This is a genomic window from Pseudomonas sp. FW300-N2A2 (assembly GCF_017351735.1).
Taxonomy (GTDB): domain Bacteria; phylum Pseudomonadota; class Gammaproteobacteria; order Pseudomonadales; family Pseudomonadaceae; genus Aquipseudomonas; species Aquipseudomonas migulae.
Genome location: NZ_JACNDU010000011.1, coordinates 122671 through 140109, shown reverse-complemented (window position 1 = coordinate 140109; position 17439 = coordinate 122671). Strand labels below are relative to the sequence as shown.

Below are 17439 nucleotides of genomic sequence, written 5' to 3'. Positions count from 1 at the left end.
CGATCAGGGCAGCAACAGGTAAATCGCACTCATCGCCAGCAACAGCGCCATGATCCGGTTGAACACGCGCATCCCCGCCGGGTTGTTCAGATAGCCGCGCAGAAAAGTCCCGGCGTACGCCCAACAACCGACGGACAGGTAGCAGATCACCAGATACACCGCGGCAAACTGCCAGACCAGCCGCGCCTCGCCATCGGCGACAAACGCGCCCATGCCGGCCACGCAGGCCAGCCAGGCTTTCGGGTTGAGCCACTGCATGACCGCGCCATACACCATCGACGGCGCCCGCCCCGACTCCTTTGCATCAAGTTGCCCGTTGTCCGCCGCCAGTTTCCACGCCATGAACAACAGAAACGCCACGCCGGCCAGTTGCACCACCCGCGTCAGCGCCGGCCATGCCTGCAACACTTCATGCAGCCCCAACCCCATCAACACCAGCAGCAACACAAAACCCAGCGTTGCCCCGACCACGTGGCGCTGACTGGCGCGAAAACCGAACTGCGCGCCGGAACTCAACGCAACGATGTTTACCGGCCCCGGCGTAATCGAGGCCACCAGGGCAAACGCCGCCATCGAAATAATCAGACTCATTGCATACCTTCTTCAATTCAGTTGAACCAGGCCTCACGGTAAGGCGCGGGCTGGTCCGCGTATTGAAGAAAACTGCCCAACCGTTCTAGGAATAAGCGCCCACCACCCGCTTCACCTTGATCAACGCTGCCCGAAGAGAATCCATGTCCACCGACCCCAGCGCCAATCGGATCGCATGGGGCACGTTGGCAGCGACGGAAAAGGGTTCGGCGGTGGAAACGGCCACTTGCTCTTGTATCAACTCCACGGCGATCTGGTCCGCCCTGGCGTCCTCCGCCAGAGGCAGCCACAAAAAGTAGGAAGAAGGATGAGTGATGCAAGGCAGCCCTTTCAGAAGCTCCGCAGCCAGGGCTTGCCGGGCTTGTGCGTCCGCGCGCTTTTGCTCCTCGAGTTTGCTGACGGTTCCATCGTCGAGCCATGCGCAGGCAATCGCGGTCATCACGCCAGGCGTATTCCAGGTGGTCGCCCGGATCACGCGTTCCAGTGCCGGGACCTTTTCAGCCGGCGCAGCAACGAAGCCGACACGCAGGCCGGTGGCGACGTTCTTCGAAAAACCTGAAACGTAGACCGTCCTTTCCGGCGCCAATTGGACCACTGGTGGTGGCGGGTCAGTAGCGAGAAACGCGTAGGCGGCGTCCTCGATGATCAGCAGGTCGTGGGCGCGCGCTATCGATACGAGCTGGTTCCGCCACGCCGCGTCCATCACCCAGCCCAGCGGGTTGTGCAGGGTCGGCATGGTGTAGACGGCCCGCACCGAACGACGCCGACAGAGTGTGTCGAGTGCATCGAGATCGGGTCCGGTCTCGGTGACGGGAATGGGCACGATTTCAAGGTGCAACGCTTGCGCCAGCACTTTGAAACCCGAGTAGGTCAACGCGTCTGCCGCGATCACATCGCCCGGTTTCAGCAGCGCCATCATCGTCACCGCCAAACCATGCTGGGCACCGCTGACGATCAATACCTGCCCGGCCTCTACGCTCAGCCCTCGCGTGCGCAAATGGCTGGCGACCGACGCGCGCTCATGCAGGCGCCCGCCATGCGGCTGGTAGCGCAGATGGGATTCCAGATCGCCGGACAACGCGAGCTGACGCAAGGCGTTGCGCAACAGATCGGCCTGGCCGGGCAATGAGGGGTAGTTGAAATTCAGGTCCATCACGCCCGCGGCCACTTCGGGTTGATCAACGCCATGGCCGGGCGGCAACGACGTTTCCCGAACGAACGTGCCCCGCCCGGTTTCCCCACTCACCAGCCCCATCGCCTCAAGCTCTGCATACACCCGGCTGGCCGTGACCAGGGCCAGCCCTTCTGACTCGGCCAACTGGCGGTGCGTGGGCAAGCGAGTGCCCGGCGGCAAACGTCCGCAACGGATATCAGTGGCAAAGGAATCAACCAGCGACTTGTATCGGGAGCGCGGCATCTCGAGATGTATCCATGACAATTTTTTGATTGTCTTTATAGTCAGCCATACGATGCGCTCAAGGCAACCCGCCGCGAAAACAATTATCGAGTGTGACCTCAATGGAACGCGTATCGAACCTGCATATCGAGCCCCGGGAAAAGACCACCAGCGGGTGGATCAACGGGTTGATCGGCGTAGTGATCTTCAGCGGCTCGCTGCCGGCCACGCGAGTGGCAGTGCTGGAATTCGACCCGGTTTTCCTGACCGTCGCCCGTGCAACCATTGCTGGCGTACTGGCGCTATGCATGCTGTGGCTGTTCAAGGAAAAGCGCCCTGCAAAGAGCCAACTGTTGCCGCTGTTCATCGTGGCCATGGGCGTGGTGGTCGGCTTTCCACTGTTGACGGCGCTGGCGTTGCAATACGTGACGTCGGCGCACTCCATCGTCTTCGTCGGCTTGCTGCCGCTCGCGACCGCCGTGTTCGGCGTGATCCGCGGTGGTGAGCGGCCGCGGCCGGTATTCTGGTTTTTCTCGGTGCTGGGCAGCCTGCTGGTGGTGGGATTTGCCGCCTCCCAAGGCCTGACCGCCTCACCTGAAGGCGACATCCTGATGCTGCTGGCCATCCTCGCGTGCGGTCTGGGTTATGCCGAAGGGGCGAAACTGTCCAGAACACTGGGCGGCTGGCAGGTGATTTGCTGGGCGCTGGTGTTGTCGCTGCCGGTGATGGCGCTGTTGACCTGGTGGCTCGCCCCCGCATCGTTCTCCGGGATCAGCACACCGGCCTGGTTCAGCCTGGGTTACGTGTCGCTGTTCAGCATGCTGATCGGCTTCGTTTTCTGGTATCGCGGGCTGGCTCAGGGCGGGATTGCCGCGGTCGGACAACTTCAACTCCTGCAGCCATTTTTTGGCTTGGCGCTGGCGGCGACCTTGCTTCACGAGCAGGTCAGCATCGGCATGCTGGCGGTGACCGTGGCGGTGATTCTATGTGTGGCGGGGGCGAAGAAGTTCGCGAAGTAAGCGATTGTACGGGACGTGCCGTTCGCCACTGTATGGGTTGGACCGCACGGCACCTGTGATAAAAATATCGCTCTCGCTTCTGGAGCCGATCATGGACCTCGCCACCCTGTCCCTTTTTCTCCCGGCCTGCTTCGCCCTGAACATGGCACCGGGTCCGAACAACCTGCTGTCGGTCAGCAATTCGACGCGTTACGGTTACCGCACCGCGTGTGTGGCCGGGATCGGTCGACTGCTGGCATTCGCCGGGATGATCGCCCTTGCCTCGGCAGGTCTGGCGGTGGTGTTGCAAACGTCGGAATTGTTGTTCTACGGGATCAAGATTGTCGGCGCGGCGTACCTGTTCTACCTCGCCTGGCAATTGTGGCGCGCGGATCCGGGGGCTGAAAACGTTGTGACTGGCGCGCCGGCGGGGATGCTGACATTGGCGCGACAGGAGTTCCTGGTGGCAGCCGGCAACCCGAAGGCGATCCTGATTTTCACTGCATTCCTACCGCAGTTTGTCGACCCGAACCAGGCCGTGACGCCGCAATTTTCGGTGCTGGGTGCGCTGTTCCTGATCCTGGAATGGATCGCCATCGGCGCCTACGCCTACATGGGCCTGCACATGCGTCGCTGGTTTGCGAAACCTCGGGGCAAGCAGATTTTCAATCGCTGCTGTGCGGGGTTGTTGTCGGCGGCGGCTTCGGTGTTGCTGATGGCACGCCGTGGTTGAAGTGTTTCACGCCTGCTGATTTGTCTGCTCCAGGCCGACAGCGAACACTCGAAAAACGGATTCATTCATTTCAGGTCCATCGCGCATCCAGGCATTCAAGCTCCCGGTAACGTCCTTCGTCACGGCTTCAAACCGAGCATTTCCAAAAGCCGAACAAGGACTGCGACTCTGACCTCCCGTCCCGAATAGCCATGACACCCCTCGCGTTACATCAGCACACTGACTAGAATGCTCACTTCAAAATATTTCAGAATTGATCCGACCTATGGTCATAGCGCCAGCCCCCACCGAATCTAGCCTGTCGGCGGGTGATTTAACGGCAACTTGGCCGCCAACAGCGCAATTCCGGAACTTTGTCAATGCCAGGTTAACCAGCTGCATTATCGTTTTGACGGGCTCTCGCTTTGAGTCGATGGAACCAGACCGAACTGAAAAGGTCAGTTGCTGAGGCCCTCGCTCAAGGTGCCCCCCCCTTACTAACACGGAAGTAATCAAGGTAATAAACATGATTTTTAATAAAAATAGCGCAACAATTGCACTTGCAGCGCTTACCGCTATTTGTCTGATACAAGAACACGGTTTTGTTTTTTATCTGGGTGTCGCCGGTATTTGCTCACTCATCATCCTGGCGGCGTTTTCGCCCTGGCTGGGAATGCTCGCGTTATTCCCCCTGCTGTTCTCTCTGCCCCCGGCACCTGCCACCATCGGAATCACCGAACTTTCGTTCGCCCTGCTAATGGGCGTCATCTTTGTGGGTGTACTGGTAAAACTTTCACGATCCGCGAACAAGGCGGCACTCAAGTATTTCGGCCTGGCATTACTTGTCGGATTGTTTGTATTGGCAGTCAACCTGTTCGTCGCGGTAAAAAACGGCGTGCCGTTGGTCGACTGGGTGCGCGGCGCAATTCCGTTTCTCTTCATTTATAACTTTTTGTCTGTCGCGATACTCGTAGGCAACGATGAGAGCAGGATACGTTGGCTCGGCGGGTCCATTGCCACACTCATATTCCTGTTCTCCGGTTATATTATTTTTTACTATTTTTACTACGACATCTGGCTGCCCTACTGGCTTGTGATGGTAGACGACAAGGTCGTCAGAATGTCCGAAACTGCTGCCCTGCAATATTCCGACGCCCTTGGCCCGATGCGCGACAGGGTGACAATGGTGGTGGCGCAGGCAACGGATGCCTTGTTGCCCGTCGGGGTCGTGTTGGGCGTCGTCCTGGCGACCCTGGCTCGCCGCAAAAGTGTCGTCGCAATCGGTTTTTTGATGGCCTTGACCTGCCTGTTCGCCGTACTGATCACCTTCACCCGAAGCATGTTGATGAGTTCGCTGCTCATCGCATTTGTGTTTACCGCTTTTATATTCATGTTCCGCAAGGAAATGCGGCTTAAAGTCGTGAAAATTGGAGCAGCGTTAGGCGTAGCTGGCGTGGTCTTCATCTTCGCCACTGGCATGCAAGACATATGGATTGGGCGAATGAACCAACTGACAGAAATAAAAACTGGCAACCTGAAGGAGTTCTACAGTAAAGACCCTGTCTTGAAAGAAAAACTGGACTTTAACGTTTCGTCCAGGCTGGTAGAGTACAAAATTGCCTGGAACATGTTTGTCAGCCATCCCGTATTAGGCAACGGCCTGGGTATCAAGCACGAAATGCAGTGGGAGACCGTTGAGAATGAGCGGCAAACCAAATGGGTTGCTTATGTGCACAACTGGGTTTTTTATATTTTGATGGTCGGCGGCATCGCTGGCTTCCTTGTTTATTCGGTCGTCCTGATCGGGCCGCTGTTTTTCAGGTTGTCCTGGGTCAAGTCTGAGTCGACGCACTGGACCATTATCCGTGCGGCCGTACTGACCATGACTGTCTATGGTGCTTTCTTCGCTGTCTTCCGGCTCATCACCTTCAATCTTTTGATTTCCGTTATCTGGGGACTCATATTTGCCCAGATACTTGCCGATCGCCGCAAAAGCCAGTCCTCTATCAAGGAAGAGGTGGCTTTGTAAAAAAGCGGTCAGGTCACCGTTTTTCGAGTCCACGGCATTGAAAACCGCGACGCCCTTAATCCTGGGCGTCGCCGGGCCACGATAGTAGTGTCTCCCCCCCCTCGCCTCGCCTTGCTCCTCCTCCGCTTACCACCTGCCCAGGGTTTTGATGCCTGCTCCGCAGCTTCAGATGCTGGCGCTTGATACAGGGAAAGCGGAGTACCCATTTCAGGAACTTTCCTACATTCAGCAACTGAGTGTGTCGGTATCTTCTTCTGCCCGCGCCCTGATTCCCGGGCTCCCAAGAATGCCTGAAAGGACACCTCATGATTTATTCAGCGTGCCGGATAACAGAGACGCCTGCCCAGTCGTTGGTCAATGTCCGATTCATAAGCACAGGGCTGACAGCACGTATGAATGTGCAATTCAATTGTGCTGACCGGCTGAATTAATCGCATCGACTGGTTCGTTGCAAGTTGAATCATGGACAGGGGCGACTTGGTCATATCCAACCGCTTCAAGCCATCCTAAAGACGCTCTCCTGAGGGAGAGTGACTCATGGTATTGAACACTATGATCCGCATTAAAAATAGCGCTGCAATCATTATTGCAGCGCTGACTGCTATTGGCCTGACACAAGAAAACGACACTATTCTTTTTATGGCTGTTGCCGGCATGGCCTCCGTTATCATCATGGCGGTTTTTTCGCCATGGCTAGGAATGCTGACACTATTCCCGCTGGCACTTGCGTTACCTCCGGCCCCCGTTACAGTTGGCTTACAAGAATTTTCATTTGCCGTTCTTTTGGTTGTCATTACAGCAGGCACTTTTATTGAGTGCCTGCGCTCCCCCGCCGCTCGCCCTCACTTAAAACTTTGGGGACTTACAATACTGGCAGCCTCGACTGCAATAACGATAAACCTGGCAGTTGCGCTGAACAACAACATCCCGCTCAGGGACTGGACCAGAGGAATTATTCCTTTTCTTTTCATGTTGAATTTTTTACCTGTCGCGGTATTGATAGGCAAGGACGGCAACCGGATTCGCTGGATTGGAATTTCAATCGCAACGTCAATATTCATGCTCGCGGGTTTTATTATTTTTTATTATTTTCACAACGACATATGGCGGCCTTATTGGCTTCTTTCGGTCGATGACCAAGCGCTCAGAATCCCGGAAACCGTTGCAAGTGAATACGCCGACGCTATTGGCCCCATGCGCGACAGAATAACCATGTCGATCGCACAGGCCACGGACGCCCTCCTGCCTGTCGGGCTCGTCATCGGTGTAACCCTGGCCTCATTGGCGCAGCCAAAGGCCGCAGCGACGACAGGTTTGCTGATGGCCCTGTCCTGCATGATCGCAATACTTATCACGTTTACCAGAAGCATGTTACTGAGCTCATTACTGGCGATGTTTATATTCCTGGTTTACCTCATCGTTTACCGCAAAGAGGTGCTGCCGAGATTTATTACAACCCTCACGGCGCTCGGCGCGGCGGGCTTGATATTTATTTACTCTACGGGCATTCAGGATATCTGGATTGGCCGAATGAGCCAATTGATCGCCCTGCCAACCTCAGAACTCAACACCACGCCTGTTGACACTATTGTCGAGCCCGACGCACTTATTTCGACAACAGCACTTTCCACCTCCGAACAAAACATATCGACAGAGACAACACCGAACGACACCAGCACATTTGAAGCACCGCCCGCACCCGACAACTATCGCTCCATTCAACCGGAAGTATTTTCAGACAATAAAACAACAAAAGACTTCAATATTTCTGCACGCATGGATGAATATAAAATCGCCTGGGAAATGTTTGTGCCTCACCCGATAATGGGCAATGGATTGGGAGTCAAACACGAAATGCGCTGGGAGACCTCTGACAACGTTTCGGAAGCCAAACAAGTGGCCTACGTGCATAACTGGCCATTTTATATGTTGATGGTCGGGGGATTAAGCGGCTTGTTAGTGTATTCGGCCTTACTTTTTGGCCCTGTCATTTTCAAACTGTCATCGATCAGATCAGAGCCCATTCACTGGACACTCATACGTATGGCTATCCTGACCATGGCGATATACGGAGCTTTTTTTGCAGTGTTCAGGCTCATCACGTTCAATCTTTTATTAGCGGTCATATGGGGAATCCTCGTTACCCAGGTGCTAATCGACCGTCAGAAGAACAAGTCCGAAATCGAGAACACGTAGAGCCCGACTGCTCACTGGAATTCTCTGTCGATTTTCCGGTGGAGGTGCCGAGCGCCGCGTCTTATGCTCATGCCATGAACTTACAAGACACTTTGCTCCCTCCCCACGCCGAGATGGTCCGCGCCATGCTCGAACGCGACACCGCGTACGAGGGAGTGTTTTTTACCGCGGTCAAAACCACCGGGATCTTTTGCCGCCCCAGTTGCACGGCGCGCAAGCCGAAACCGGAGAATGTCGAATTCTTCGCCCATGCGGATGAGTGCCTGTCCGCCGGTTATCGAGCCTGCCTGCGATGCAAACCGCTGGACGCTGCCGCCATTGCCCCGGACTGGGTGCAAAATCTGCTCAAGTCGGTGGACGCCGACCCCGAGCGGCGCTGGACCGATGTGCAGCTGCTGGCCGAGGGCATTGAGCCGCTGAAACTGCGCCGCTGGTTCAAACAGCATTTCGGCATGACCTTTCATGCATGGTTGCGTACCCGGCGCCTCGGCATGGCACTGGGCGGGATCAGACAAGGCGATTCCATTGACAGCGCGGCGTTCGATTCGGGGTACGAATCGCTGAGTGGATTTCGCGATGCGTTTCAAAAATCCTTCCACATCACGCCCGGCCGCGCGGCCCACAGCGAGCCACTGTTGTTCACACGCCTGACCACCCCGCTGGGGCCGATGATCGCCATGGCCGAACGGCGTGGGCTGGTACTGCTGGAGTTTCTGGATCGGCCGGCGCTGACCCGCGAAGTCGAGGCCTTGCAGAACCGTTACGGCTACGCAGTGGCGCCCGGTCTCAACGCTCACTTGCAGCAAATCGAAGACGAGCTGGCGCACTATTTCGCCGGCAAACTGACCGAATTCAAGGTGCCCCTGCACCTGCCCGGTAGCGAGTTCTCCCGGCAAGTCTGGGCCGAACTGGCGAAAATCCCTTACGGCCAGACCAGCACCTACGGCACCATCGCCGCGCGGCTGGGCAAGCCCGGCGCCAGTCGCGCCGTGGGCCTGGCCAACGGGCACAACCGCCTTTCGATTGTCTTGCCCTGCCACCGGGTGATCGGTGCAGATGGCTCGCTGACGGGCTATGGTGGAGGACAACCGCGCAAGGCGTTTCTGCTCAGGCTGGAAAAAGCGGCGGTGCAGATCACCCATCAACTCGCGTTCTGATCACTCGGTGTTTTCATAAGGAAGGAAATCGATGGATACGCTCGACCACTCATTCCACAGGCTGCATCAGGACGGCCTGCTGATTCTCACCAACGTTGCCGATGCCGCCGGGGCCCGCATCGTTGAACAACTGGGCTGCAAAGCCGTAGCCACCAGCAGCGCCGCCGTCGCCTGGGCGCACGGTTACGCAGACGGCAACACCCTGCCGCTCGAACGCCTGGTATCGAGCGTCGAGGCCATTGCCCGCGTGATTTCGCTGCCGTTGACCGTGGACATCGAAGCCGGCTATTCCGATGACGTGGCACGGGTCGCCGAAGTGGTTGAGGCGGTGCTCGCCGCTGGCGCTGTCGGAATCAACATCGAGGACGGTGCTTCGCCGCCCGAGCTGCTGGCGCACAAGATTTCCATCGCCCGCCAGGTTGCGGAGCGTCGTCAGGTGAAATTGTTCATCAACGCCCGCACCGACGTGTACCTCAAAGCCTTGGTGCCGGCCGAAGACCGCGTCGCGGAAACACTCAAACGCGCCGCGCTGTATCAAGCGGCCGGGGCGGACGGGCTGTTCGCGGCAGGCGTTTCGGCAGAGTACGAGATTGCCGCGCTGTGCCGTGGCACCACGCTGCCGGTGAACGTACTCGCGTTGCCGGGGTTACCCGCCCCAGAGACGTTGAAAGCGCTGGGTGTGCGGCGTTTGAGCGCGGGGTCCGCTATCGCCGAGTTTCTGTACGGCGCCATGGCCGGCCTGGCCAAGGGGTTTCTGGAGACCGGCAAACTCGACAGCAGCCAGCTCAAGGCCTACACGTACGGGGAAGTGAACGCCCTGCTGAAATCCGTCGGAAACACTTGATCCTCATGCCCGATCCCTATCAGCCCGCGCCCCGTTTTCTGGCGTCCATTGACGACGATTGGGCGCGCCATATCGCGACCATCGGCCCTTGTCTGCATCAGCCTCATGCGGCTCGCGACCCGTATGAGTCGCTGGTGCGGGCAATTGCCTATCAGCAACTGCACGCCAGGGCCGGTGATGCGATTGTCGGGCGGCTGCTGGCGTTGTTTCCTTCGGCCTCGTTTCCGCGGCCCGAACAGATTCTGGGGAGCGGGTTTGATCAACTGCGCAGTTGCGGCTTTTCCGCCGGCAAAATCGCGACCATTCAGGGCATCGCTCAAGCAGCGCTGGACGGCGTGGTGCCGGACTATGCAACGGCGCTGGCCATGGACGATGAGGCGTTGATCGAGCAGTTGATTACCCTGCGCGGCGTTGGGCGCTGGACCGTGGAGATGCTGCTGATCTACAGCCTGGAGCGCCCGGACATCCTGCCGGCGGATGACTTTGGGGTACGTGAGGGCTATCGGCGGTTGAAGGGCCTGGAGGTGCAGCCGACGCGCAAACAGATGGTCGAGATCGGCCTGGAGTGGAGCCCTTATCGAACGGTAGCGTCCTGGTATTTGTGGCGGGTGCCAGCCAAATAGTCCGCATTATCGTTCTTTGCCGCCAAGCCGGCCTCGCTCCTACAGGGATTTTGTGAACGCTGGAGATCCCCTGTGGGAGCGAGCCTGCTCGCGATGGCGCCAGCCCATTCAACACATCACTCAAATCCAGTCACAACCCCGATTTCAACCGACTGAACGCCCGAATCAACGCCCGGTTGAACGCCTTGCCATTGTCATTCTTGCTATACAACGAAGCCCGCACCTGCGCCGACGGATACGTCCCCGGATCATTACGAATCGCCGGGGCGATCAAGTCATCCGCCGCCGTGATCGCATTGGCGTAGTGAATGGTGTCGGTGATTGGCGCAATCACTTGCGGCGTCATCAGGTAATCCATCAACGCCAGCCCGGCCTCGGGATGCGGCGCATCCTTGGGAATGACCATGGCGTCGAACCAGATCAACGTGCCCTCCTTCGGTATCCGGTAGGTCAACGTGAACGGTTTTTTCGCGGCTTCTGCCTGACCCGCCGCAATGGCCACGTTGCCATTCCACGACATCGCCACGCAGGTGTTGCCATTGGCCAGGTCGCTGATGTTCAGGTCATTGTCGAAGTAACGGATGTACGGCCGGATCTTCGCCAGTTGCTGCTCGGCCAGCTTCAGGTCATCGAGGTTCTGGCGGTTGATGTCCAGCCCCATGTACTTCATCACCGCGGCGAACACCTCGTTGGGATCGTTGAGCAAACTCACGCCGCAATCGGCAAATTTCGAGACCACCGCCGGATCGAACAGCATCGCCCAACTGTCCGTTGGCGCCTCCGGCAGGCGCTTTTTGACGGCCTCTTCCTGATAACCCACACCGGTCGTGCCCCAGGCATAAATCCCGGCGTAACGATTGCCCGGATCGAACACCGCCATGTGCTGGCGGAACTCTTCACCGACGCCGGCAAAGTGCGGCAACCGTTGCAGGTTCAAGGTTTGAATGGCACCGCTCTGGATCGCCCTGGACAAATGCTGCCCCGCCGTCAGCACCAGGTCATAACCACTGCGACCGGTGAGCAGTTTGGTCTCGACGGTTTCCAGGGAATCGAAATGATCGGCGATCACATGGATGCCGGTCTTTTTCTCGAAATTGGTCAGGGTATCCGGGGCCAGGTATTCGCCCCAGATGTACAGGTTCACCACCGGTCTGGCGCTGTCGGCGGCCTGCACACACAAGGGTGCAAGCACCAGCAATAACGCTTGAGTCAGTTTGTGCAGGCCCATGATCACACTCCTTTACCAGCGTATTGAGGCATGGTGATGCACGCGACGTTACCGCCGCCGAGCAGGATTTCCCGGGAGTTTTCGATGCCGACGATCTTGTGCTGCGGGAACAGCTCAGCCAGTGTCGCCAGTGCCACCTGATCGTTACGATCACCAAACAGCGGCACCACGATCGAGGTGTTGCCGGCGTAGTAGTTGATATACGACGCGCAGATTTTGGTGCCGGCCTGACGGGTGTGGGTGCTGTCTTGCTGGTCCAGACCTTCGGCTTCTTCTGCAGTCCATTCCAGCACGTCGGGTTGTGGCAGTTTGTGTACGATCAACTCGCGGCCACGGCTGTCACGGGTGCTGCGAAGGACGTCGTAGGCTTCCTGATAGATTTCCCATTGCGGGTCATCGCGGTTGTCGGTCCATTGCAGCACCACTTCACCGGGACGCACGAAGCACGCGAGGTCGTCGACGTGACCGTCGGTTTCGTCGAACTTGCAACCGCGCGGCAGCCAGATGACTTGCTCGGCGCCGAGGTAGTCCGTCAGCCGCCGGGTGACTTCTTCCTTACCCAGGTGCTGGTTGCGATTGCGGTTGAGCAGGCATTGTTCGGTGGTGAGGATGCTGCCCTGGCCGTCACTCTGGATGCCGCCGAGTTCGGCGATCAGCGGTGCGCGGTAGCGGTCGAAACGTTCGATTTCGAGGATCTTGCTGGCGATCTGGTCGTCCTTGTCCCACGGGTAATACAAGCCGCCATCGAGGCCGCCGTACGCGTTGAATTCGAAGTCGACGCCGCGTACTTCGCCGCTGGCGTCATTCACCACAAAGCACGGACCGCTGTCCCGGAACCAGGTGTCGTTGCAGGTCATTTCCACCACGCGAACTTGCGGCGGCAACTGACGGCGCGCCGTGGCGAATTGCGCGGCGGAGGCACACACGGTGACCGGTTCACTTTGAGAGATGGCGGTGACGATCTGCACCCAGACTTTCTGCGCCGGCTTGGCCCCGTTGCGCCAGACATCGGTGCGCTCCGGCCAGCCGAGCCAGCAACCGGCCTTGGTTTCGAATTCGCCGGGCAGGCGGAAGCCGTCTTGTTTTGGGGTGGTGTCGAGCGAACGTGCCATGGTCAAACCTCGTTGACGGGGATTGGAATGACCACAGGCTAAGGTCGTCGGCACCCTCCTCGCCAACGATGATTATTTCGGAATAGTTGAATTCAACTCATCAATCGATCAGCTGATCGTTGAACCATTCGAGCATCTGCGCCACAGCCGGACGCTCCAGGCGCACTCGTTCACACACCAGCGCGTATTGGCCCAGCGCAGTCATGCTTGAGGTAAACGGCCGGACCAGTCGACCGCTGAGCAAGTCTTCCTGCGCCGTGAGGTTATCGCCCATGGCCACGCCCTGTCCCTGGGCCGCGGCTTCCAGCGCCAGGCCGGCATGGGCGAAATACAACTGTCGTTCGGGGCGTAGATCGCCGGCATGACTGGTGAGCCAGGCGGTCCAGGTCTTGCCGTCCTGATCGTCGTGCAACAGGCAGTGGCGCGCCAGGTCCTTCGGGGTTTTCAGGGCGCCCTGGTTGAACAGGCCGGGGCTGCACACCGGGAAGAACTGCAATGCCGGCAATGGCCGAACGAAGTACGCGCTGCTGTCCACCGGGCCGGTGCCGTAGGTGATCGCAAGGTCGATGTCTTCCCCCGGCGCGGTGGCATCGATTGGTTGTTCGTAGAGGTGCAAGGTGATGTGCGGATAGCGCGCGTAGAAATCCGTGAGGCGACGCATCAACCACTTTTGCGCCAGCTCGGCCGTCACCGCCAGGCGCAACACCGCCAGCGACGACGGATCGCGCAGTTCATCGCAGGCTTCACCAATCAGTTCGAAGGCTTGCTGCAGGCTTTGCATCAGGCGCCCGGCGGCCATGGTCGGACGGATTTGCCGGCCTTCGCGGATGAACAGCGACACGCCCAGTTGCTCTTCGAGCTGGCGGATCTGATGGCTGACGGCGCTGTCGGTGACGCACAGCTCTGCGGCGGCCCGGCCGAAGTGGGCGTGGCGAGCGGCGCATTCGAAGGTTTTGAGGGCTGCAAGGGAAGGTAGTCGTCGCATGGGTCGGTTCCCGATTCGAGTTGCTCATGCTGACTTGGCGGGCGGTGGGCGTCCAGTGGGACCGTGTTTTCGTTTATCGCCAGCAGGCTAGCTCCCACAGTGTTCTCATGAACACTGGAGATCCAATGTGGGAGCTAGCCTGCTAGCGATAAGGCCTGAATATTCACCACCAAGCCACCCGCCCATCACCCTTCTTTATCCACCATGACATCCCCCAGAACCCGGCGCATGTTGATGCCTCAACCGGAGGGATTCGCCATGCTTGATGCACTCAAAAAGATCAACTCAACGTCCGCCTTCAACCGCTGGGCCGGTTTCGAGGTCACTCGCACCGAGCCGGGCGAGGTGGAACTGACCCTGGCTTTTCGCGAGGCGGACATGGCGCAATACGCAGGTTTTCTGCATGCCGGCCTGATTGGCGCGCTGCTCGATACCGCCTGTGGGTTTGCGGCCGGAACGGTCGCTGGCAATGTCCTGGCATCGCATTTTTCGGTGAATTGCCTTGCACCCGCCGTCGGTGAAGTGTTCATTGCGCGCGGCCAGGTGGTGAAGTCTGGCAAGAAGCAGGTGTTTGCCCGTGCCGAACTGTTCGCACAAACAGGGGATCAGTTGAAGCTGGTGGCAACCGGCGATGCGATCCTGGTGCCGATCCAGCAATGAACCACCGGTTTTCGGGGCGGTCAGGGAAGTAACAGCCAATCATTTGGAGGTTCTGCCATGCGACTCGAAGGCTCCTGCCACTGCGGTGCCGTGTCGTTCAGTCTGACCAGCGCCCACCCCTACCCTTACCAACGTTGCTATTGCTCGATCTGCCGCAAGACCCAGGGCGGTGGCGGTTACTCGGTCAACATCGCGGGCGATGCCGCCAGCCTCAAGGTGCGCGGTCGCAAATCCATCGCGATCTATCACGCACGACTCAAGGACGAAGATGCCAAACGCGCACACCGCAGCACGGCAGAGCGGCACTTCTGCTCGGTGTGTGGCTCGGGCTTGTGGCTGTTCAGCCCTGAATGGCCGGAACTGATTCACCCGTTCGCCTCGGCCATTGATACGGCGTTGCCGGTGCCACCCGAGTACACGCACGTGATGCTCAATTCGAAAGCGCCGTGGGTGGAGGTTGCGGCGCATGCCGGTGATCGGCAGTGCGAGATCTGGCCCGAGGAGTCCATCGCACAGTGGCACGAGCGACTGGGTCTGGCTCGCTAATCAAAACCTGGATTTTTTTCACACGGCAGTTCCCCTTTGCGTTTTTCGTTCGGTTAACCCTCAGAAGCCTTTCACTTACCGATCGATTCGATACAAAGGGATCTCCATGTCGCACCCAATTGCTGCGCGTTTTCGTTTTGCCCTGTGCCCCTTGGCACTGGCCCTTCCGGCCGCTCTGCTGAGCCTTGCCTCCACCGCCCATGCCGCCGAAACGGCCACCGGCAAAACGGCAGCCAAGGACGATGGCGTGCTGCAACTGGGTGCGACGAACATCAATGGTGTCGCCTTGGGCGCGACCACCGAGGACACCCATTCCTACACCACCGGCTCAACGTCTTCGGCCACCGGCCTGCCGTTGTCGCTGCGTGAAACACCGCAATCGGTCACGGTGATTACCCGCCAGCAAATGGACGATCGCGGTGTGCAAAGCATCAGCGATGCGTTGCGTAACACCCCCGGTGTTTCGACGCAGAAATACGACAGCGACCGTACCGAGTTTTCCGCCCGCGGCTTTGCCATCACCAACTTCCAGTACGACGGGGTCAACCAGCCGTACGACGGTGTTTATGGGGAAAACCCGAACAACAGCGACGACTCCGCCAGCCTCGACCGCATCGAGGTCGTCAAGGGCGCGACCGGCCTGATGACCGGCGCTGGCGACCCGTCCGCCACCGTCAACCTGATCCGCAAGAAGCCGACCAAAGAGTTCAAGGCCTCGATCAGCGGCACCGTCGGTTCCTGGGACAATTACCGCACCTCCGGCGATATTTCCGGTTCGCTGACTGACTCGGGCAACGTGCGCGGGCGCTTTGTCGGCGTGTACCAGGACAAGGATTCCTACATTGACCACTACAGCCAAAAGAAAGACCTGTACTACGGCATCCTCGAAGCCGACCTGACCGACGATACCCTGCTGACATTCGGCATCGACAAGTCCAGCGCCACACCTCGCGGCAGTTCCTGGACCGGCAACCCGACGTATTTCTCCGACGGCGGCCGTACCGACTTTTCGCGCAGCTTCAACCCGGCGGCCGACTGGAGCCGCCGCGATTTCGACGAAATCACATACTTTGCCTCGCTGGAACAAGCGCTGGCCAACGACTGGAAATTCAAGGCCAGCCTCAGCGAGAAAACCACCGAACACGACACCCAACTGGCCTCGGCCAGCGGTGGCAACCCGAACCGCGATACCGGCGACGGCATGTTCCTCTTCTGGGGTCGCTGGGAAGGTCATCGCGTGCAGGACACCGCCGACGTGAACGTCTCCGGCCCCTTCTCACTGGGCGGTCGCGAGCATGACCTGGTGGCCGGCGTCATGACGTCCCACTCCCGCCAGACCGGTTCCACCTACGACACCAGCGCCTTCGAAATGGTCCCGGGGAGCATCTACGACTGGGACGGCCATCTGCCGAAACAGGAGTTCCCGGCAAACGGAAAATATGAACGCACCCAGAGCCAGAACGGTGTGTACCTCGCCACTCGCCTGCGCCCGACCGATGATCTGTCGGTCATCCTCGGCAGCCGCCTGAGCACCTTCAAGTACAACGAAGATTACCGCTACAACGTGGACTCACCGCTGGACGACACCCACGCGAGCTACAAGGAACACGGCGTCGTCACGCCTTACGCCGGCGTGGTCTATGACTTGAACGACGTGTACTCGGTATACGCCAGCTACACCTCGATCTATCAGCCACAGACCAACAAGGATGCCAGTGGCATGACCCTGGCACCGGTTGAAGGCGTCAGCTACGAAACCGGTCTGAAAGCCGCTTACCTCGATGGCCGGCTGAATGCCAGCCTGGCGTTGTTCCGCATCGAGCAGGACGGCGTCGCCGAGCAAACCGGCACCAACGCAATCACCAACGAAGGCATCTACAAAGCCGTCGACGGCACCACCACCAAAGGTGTGGAACTGGAACTGGCCGGCGAACTGGCCGATGGCTGGAACCTGATGGCCGGTTACACCTACGCACGCACCCGTGACAAAGACGAGCAGCGGATCTTCGGTTACCCGTTGTCCACCAGCAAACCCGAGCACGTTGTGCGCACGTTCACCACCTATCGCCTGCCTGGCGCCCTGGACAAAGTGACCGTTGGCGGCGGCATCAGCTGGCAGAGCGCTTTCTACGGCAAAATCTACAGCGCTCCCGCTGGCGACTACACCCGGATCAAACAGGGCGGCTACACCCTCGTGGACCTGATGACCCGTTACCAGTACAACGAGCACCTGAGCTTCACCGCCAACGCCAACAACATCTTCGACAAGAAGTACCTGACCGGCCTGGGCAACTTCGACACCACGTTCTACGGCGAGCCGCGCAACCTGATGCTGACCACCAAGTGGGACTTCTAAGCTGAT

At 58.8% G+C, this 17439-nt stretch carries 15 protein-coding genes; 10 read left to right on the top strand and 5 right to left on the bottom strand.

Features of this window, described 5'->3' with window-relative positions; all coding sequences use genetic code 11:
- Window positions 1-3 precede the first annotated feature (3 nt).
- Together J4E42_RS16405 and J4E42_RS16400 are read right to left on the bottom strand one after the other, a co-directional pair.
- Window positions 4-591 carry a LysE family translocator gene (locus J4E42_RS16405; RefSeq protein WP_207285665.1) on the bottom strand — a complete coding sequence of 196 codons (588 nt, stop codon included), beginning with the start codon at window positions 589-591 and terminating at the stop codon, window positions 4-6.
- A gap of 85 nt (window positions 592-676) precedes the next feature.
- A complete protein-coding gene (locus tag J4E42_RS16400) occupies window positions 677-2008 on the bottom strand; it encodes a PLP-dependent aminotransferase family protein (RefSeq protein WP_207285664.1) in 1332 nt (443 codons plus the stop codon).
- A 101-nt stretch (window positions 2009-2109) separates the two neighbouring features.
- On the opposite strand from J4E42_RS16400, the gene J4E42_RS16395 reads away from it, so the two are divergent.
- The 7 genes from J4E42_RS16395 (at window position 2110) to J4E42_RS16365 (ending at window position 10546) form a co-directional block, all read left to right on the top strand.
- Entirely contained in the window at window positions 2110-3006 is an 897-nt protein-coding gene (locus tag J4E42_RS16395; protein ID WP_008038222.1) for a DMT family transporter, read from the top strand.
- Between the two features lie 91 nt (window positions 3007-3097).
- Window positions 3098-3718, top strand: a complete 621-nt coding sequence (locus tag J4E42_RS16390; RefSeq protein ID WP_207285663.1) for a LysE family translocator — start codon at window positions 3098-3100, stop codon at window positions 3716-3718.
- 505 nt (window positions 3719-4223) lie between these two features.
- Window positions 4224-5726 (top strand): O-antigen ligase, encoded by a 1503-nt coding sequence (locus J4E42_RS16385; protein WP_207285662.1) that lies wholly within the window; start codon window positions 4224-4226, stop codon window positions 5724-5726.
- A gap of 552 nt (window positions 5727-6278) precedes the next feature.
- Entirely contained in the window at window positions 6279-7922 is a 1644-nt protein-coding gene (locus J4E42_RS16380) for an O-antigen ligase (RefSeq protein WP_259331687.1), read from the top strand.
- A 74-nt stretch (window positions 7923-7996) separates the two neighbouring features.
- Window positions 7997-9079, top strand: coding sequence for a bifunctional transcriptional activator/DNA repair enzyme AdaA (locus J4E42_RS16375; RefSeq protein WP_207285660.1), 1083 nt, complete (start codon window positions 7997-7999; stop codon window positions 9077-9079).
- Window positions 9080-9110: 31 nt separating this feature from the next.
- Window positions 9111-9923, top strand: coding sequence for an isocitrate lyase/phosphoenolpyruvate mutase family protein (locus J4E42_RS16370; RefSeq protein WP_008038215.1), 813 nt, complete (start codon window positions 9111-9113; stop codon window positions 9921-9923).
- 5 nt (window positions 9924-9928) lie between these two features.
- A complete protein-coding gene (locus tag J4E42_RS16365) occupies window positions 9929-10546 on the top strand; it encodes a DNA-3-methyladenine glycosylase (protein WP_207285659.1) in 618 nt (205 codons plus the stop codon).
- 130 nt (window positions 10547-10676) lie between these two features.
- Here J4E42_RS16365 and J4E42_RS16360 read toward each other — a convergent pair whose 3' ends face one another.
- From J4E42_RS16360 to J4E42_RS16350, 3 genes are all read right to left on the bottom strand, one after another.
- Window positions 10677-11774, bottom strand: a complete 1098-nt coding sequence (locus J4E42_RS16360; protein ID WP_008038211.1) for an extracellular solute-binding protein — start codon at window positions 11772-11774, stop codon at window positions 10677-10679.
- Window positions 11775-11776: 2 nt separating this feature from the next.
- Window positions 11777-12886, bottom strand: a complete 1110-nt coding sequence (gene aguA / locus J4E42_RS16355; RefSeq protein WP_008038209.1) for an agmatine deiminase — start codon at window positions 12884-12886, stop codon at window positions 11777-11779.
- A 100-nt stretch (window positions 12887-12986) separates the two neighbouring features.
- Entirely contained in the window at window positions 12987-13871 is an 885-nt protein-coding gene (locus J4E42_RS16350) for a LysR substrate-binding domain-containing protein (RefSeq protein WP_008038204.1), read from the bottom strand.
- Window positions 13872-14129: 258 nt separating this feature from the next.
- On the opposite strand from J4E42_RS16350, the gene J4E42_RS16345 reads away from it, so the two are divergent.
- The 3 genes from J4E42_RS16345 (at window position 14130) to J4E42_RS16335 (ending at window position 17433) form a co-directional block, all read left to right on the top strand.
- Window positions 14130-14531, top strand: a complete 402-nt coding sequence (locus J4E42_RS16345; RefSeq protein ID WP_008028682.1) for a PaaI family thioesterase — start codon at window positions 14130-14132, stop codon at window positions 14529-14531.
- A gap of 57 nt (window positions 14532-14588) precedes the next feature.
- On the top strand, window positions 14589-15077 hold the full coding sequence (locus J4E42_RS16340) for a GFA family protein (protein ID WP_207285658.1): 489 nt from the start codon (window positions 14589-14591) through the stop codon (window positions 15075-15077).
- 106 nt (window positions 15078-15183) lie between these two features.
- Window positions 15184-17433, top strand: a complete 2250-nt coding sequence (locus J4E42_RS16335) for a TonB-dependent siderophore receptor (RefSeq protein WP_207285657.1) — start codon at window positions 15184-15186, stop codon at window positions 17431-17433.
- Window positions 17434-17439 lie beyond the last annotated feature (6 nt).

What these genes read in the sequence shown, in the direction of transcription:
- J4E42_RS16370 (WP_008038215.1), top strand. Translation starts at nt 9,111, where the DNA reads ATGGATACGCTCGACCACTCATTCCACAGGCTGCATCAGGACGGCCTG.
- J4E42_RS16365 (WP_207285659.1), top strand. Translation starts at nt 9,929, where the DNA reads ATGCCCGATCCCTATCAGCCCGCGCCCCGTTTTCTGGCGTCCATTGAC.
- J4E42_RS16340 (WP_207285658.1), top strand. Translation starts at nt 14,589, where the DNA reads ATGCGACTCGAAGGCTCCTGCCACTGCGGTGCCGTGTCGTTCAGTCTG.
- J4E42_RS16395 (WP_008038222.1), top strand. Translation starts at nt 2,110, where the DNA reads ATGGAACGCGTATCGAACCTGCATATCGAGCCCCGGGAAAAGACCACC.
- J4E42_RS16360 (WP_008038211.1), bottom strand. Translation starts at nt 11,774, where the DNA reads ATGGGCCTGCACAAACTGACTCAAGCGTTATTGCTGGTGCTTGCACCC.
- aguA (WP_008038209.1), bottom strand. Translation starts at nt 12,886, where the DNA reads ATGGCACGTTCGCTCGACACCACCCCAAAACAAGACGGCTTCCGCCTG.
- J4E42_RS16380 (WP_259331687.1), top strand. Translation starts at nt 6,279, where the DNA reads ATGATCCGCATTAAAAATAGCGCTGCAATCATTATTGCAGCGCTGACT.
- J4E42_RS16385 (WP_207285662.1), top strand. Translation starts at nt 4,224, where the DNA reads ATGATTTTTAATAAAAATAGCGCAACAATTGCACTTGCAGCGCTTACC.
- J4E42_RS16375 (WP_207285660.1), top strand. Translation starts at nt 7,997, where the DNA reads ATGAACTTACAAGACACTTTGCTCCCTCCCCACGCCGAGATGGTCCGC.
- J4E42_RS16335 (WP_207285657.1), top strand. Translation starts at nt 15,184, where the DNA reads ATGTCGCACCCAATTGCTGCGCGTTTTCGTTTTGCCCTGTGCCCCTTG.
- J4E42_RS16390 (WP_207285663.1), top strand. Translation starts at nt 3,098, where the DNA reads ATGGACCTCGCCACCCTGTCCCTTTTTCTCCCGGCCTGCTTCGCCCTG.
- J4E42_RS16400 (WP_207285664.1), bottom strand. Translation starts at nt 2,008, where the DNA reads ATGCCGCGCTCCCGATACAAGTCGCTGGTTGATTCCTTTGCCACTGAT.
- J4E42_RS16405 (WP_207285665.1), bottom strand. Translation starts at nt 591, where the DNA reads ATGAGTCTGATTATTTCGATGGCGGCGTTTGCCCTGGTGGCCTCGATT.
- J4E42_RS16345 (WP_008028682.1), top strand. Translation starts at nt 14,130, where the DNA reads ATGCTTGATGCACTCAAAAAGATCAACTCAACGTCCGCCTTCAACCGC.
- J4E42_RS16350 (WP_008038204.1), bottom strand. Translation starts at nt 13,871, where the DNA reads ATGCGACGACTACCTTCCCTTGCAGCCCTCAAAACCTTCGAATGCGCC.